This window comes from Bartonella sp. MU70NMGDW (genome assembly GCF_042194085.1).
GTDB lineage: Bacteria > Pseudomonadota > Alphaproteobacteria > Rhizobiales > Rhizobiaceae > Bartonella > Bartonella grahamii.
In genome coordinates, this window is the sequence record NZ_JBHIMK010000185.1 from 1 (window position 1) to 2415 (window position 2415).

Below are 2415 nucleotides of genomic sequence, written 5' to 3' on the forward strand. Positions count from 1 at the left end.
GCTTTTTTCGGGAGCATCAGTCATGAAATCGTATTTAAAAGGATCCGAAAAAACAGCAAAGTAGTGAAATTTGCTGAACGTTTTGAGAATAGACATGCGTTTAAATTGACAGAAAGGCACCGTACAGAGCGATTTAAAGATTTTGTGATAAAAACCACATTGAAATTAAAAACGCTTCTGTACGGTCCATTTTGAGGCAAATAAACCCATTGGTAAAGTTATGGATTTAGATAGGGGATATTAAACCAGATGTTTTTAAAAAAACGTAAACAGAAAGGGCAAAAAAAGTGGGTTGCAACGGCGGTCGGTCATGCACCATGGGGATTAGGGGTAGCAGAGTATTTTTATAACCTTTACGAATATGATGATGGCACAAGAGAATACGAAGAATTTGACGGTGGTCAGTATCATGAGATGCCTTGTAAAGTTGATTACAGTACCAAGGCGCAAGTGAAAGCTTGGATATATGGGGGTGATTTGCCAAGAAGCGTATTGAGTTGCGAAGCATTGATAGACGAGGTGAATAGGGAAATCAAAAAACGTACAGTGAAAGCAGTGAAAACTTATGATGATATAGACAGTGAACTAGAGAAAGCACTTGGTATTCAATTAGGTAGGTATCAAAATGAAAAAAATTGAAAAAAATAAAAAATACGTATTGACATTAAAAGGTTATTCTGTTAAACGAATCACAAGTGCTTCAAAAACACTTAGCTATTAGCGGATGGGTTACGTAACAACCTTTCCCATGCCTTTAAAATACTGATTGTTTTTTATGCTATTATTAGCATATATTGATTACATCGGGTGTAGCTATGCCATACAATACCCTTCGCGAGGGAAAAGCATAGCGACGGACTAATAGCCGTGTTTTTGAGCGCCCGATGCCCTTATAGGGTTTTTAAATCAAAAACGTACTAACTATTAGAAAGGTTTTTTCAATGAAAGATCTAGTTACAATCAATGATGATGGCGTTGCAGTTACAAATTCTCTAAAAATTGCAGAGGGTGTGGGTAATAGCCATGCTACTGTTATTAGATTGCTACGTAAAAATATTAAAGATTTTGAAGAGTTTGGAAGGGTTGGATTTGAGATCGTACCCTTTAAAACAAATGGCGGATGTCAAAAAAGAGAAATCGCAATCCTTAATGAATCACAAGCAACTCTACTGATGACATATATGCGCAATAATGATACGGTGCGTGCATTTAAAAAGGCGCTTGTTAAAGCTTTTTATGAATTAAAAAGCCAATCAAAAAATCATGATTTATTCTCTAGAGATAATGATTTATTTTCTTATGAAAGTTTAAAAGCTCCTGAGGGAATTGGTAAAGTTTTGGGAATGATTGCTGCGCGTTTATCGTATGTAAATGATCTACAAAAAGAGCTTGATCACTACAAATTGGTTACGACAGAAGCCAAGCGCGTTTTAACAAACGCTATTGCAAAAGCAGCGTAAATAACGGCGCGGGCGGTGCGGGGGCGCCTCCTTATAACCATTTCATTCAAAAATTTATTCAAATGTTAGATTAGGGAGCTACCTATGACCACTAAAAATGTATCCAAAAAATATGAACTTACTAATGAAACTACAGAAGTTAAAGACCATTTATATGGTAAAGTTAGAACACTTTATCGCATTAGAGCTTTAAGAAGTTTTGGAGGTGTTAAAAAAGGAGATTTAGGGGGCTTTATTGAAAGTGAATACAACCTTTCTCACCAAGGTAATTGCTGGGTTGGGGACGATGCCAAGGTTTATAATGCTGCTATGGTTTGGGGGCATGCGAAGGTTTTTGAAAATGCAATAATTTGTGATGAGGCGTGTGTTAATGGGTTTGCAAAGGTTCATGGTAATGTACGTGCTTATGGGAATGCAATTATTGGTGGCAGGGCGCGTGTTTTTGGAGATACGCAACTTATTTTGGGGGCATGGGTTACAGGAAGAAAAGAGATTTCTACAGGTTTAATATCCTTTTGTAGATAGATAAAGACTGTAGATAAATTGACTAAAGCGGCTTCTAAAAGATAGAATTAAAAAAAGCCGCGTCCTTTAAGACACGGCTTTTATTATCAAAACAGCTAGCGATCTAAATAAACGATTAAAAGAAATAACCGAAATATAAAAGAACATCTCTTTATTGCACAAAACGTATCAAAACGCAAGCTGTTAAGTAAAATAAAAATGGGATTCACACTGTAGATTCAGTGATTTATAATTATCATTTATCAAATCAATTTAAATCATAATGAATAAAATGAGCGCTGTTAAATTACCTTCTTTTCAAACAGAAGAACAATCTTCTTTTCGTCAATTTCCCCATAATATTGAAGCAGAACAAGCTTTGCTGGGTGCTATCATTATCAATAATAATGCTCTTGATAGCGTTTCTGATTTTTTAAAAGCAGAGCACTTT

At 35.6% G+C, this 2415-nt stretch carries 4 protein-coding genes; all 4 read left to right on the plus strand.

What is annotated here, in order from left to right; translation table 11 throughout:
- Positions 1–249: 249 nt before the first annotated feature.
- Positions 250–639: a hypothetical protein gene (locus ACFIKE_RS09490; protein ID WP_375620301.1), complete on the plus strand. Its 390-nt coding sequence runs from the start codon at positions 250–252 to the stop codon at positions 637–639.
- A gap of 302 nt (positions 640–941) precedes the next feature.
- Positions 942–1460: a Rha family transcriptional regulator gene (locus ACFIKE_RS09495; RefSeq protein WP_252619710.1), complete on the plus strand. Its 519-nt coding sequence runs from the start codon at positions 942–944 to the stop codon at positions 1458–1460.
- Between the two features lie 84 nt (positions 1461–1544).
- Positions 1545–1985: a hypothetical protein gene (locus tag ACFIKE_RS09500; RefSeq protein WP_375649571.1), complete on the plus strand. Its 441-nt coding sequence runs from the start codon at positions 1545–1547 to the stop codon at positions 1983–1985.
- Between the two features lie 262 nt (positions 1986–2247).
- Positions 2248–2415 (plus strand): DnaB-like helicase N-terminal domain-containing protein (locus ACFIKE_RS09505; protein ID WP_375649573.1); only part of this gene is annotated, 168 nt, incomplete at its 3' end.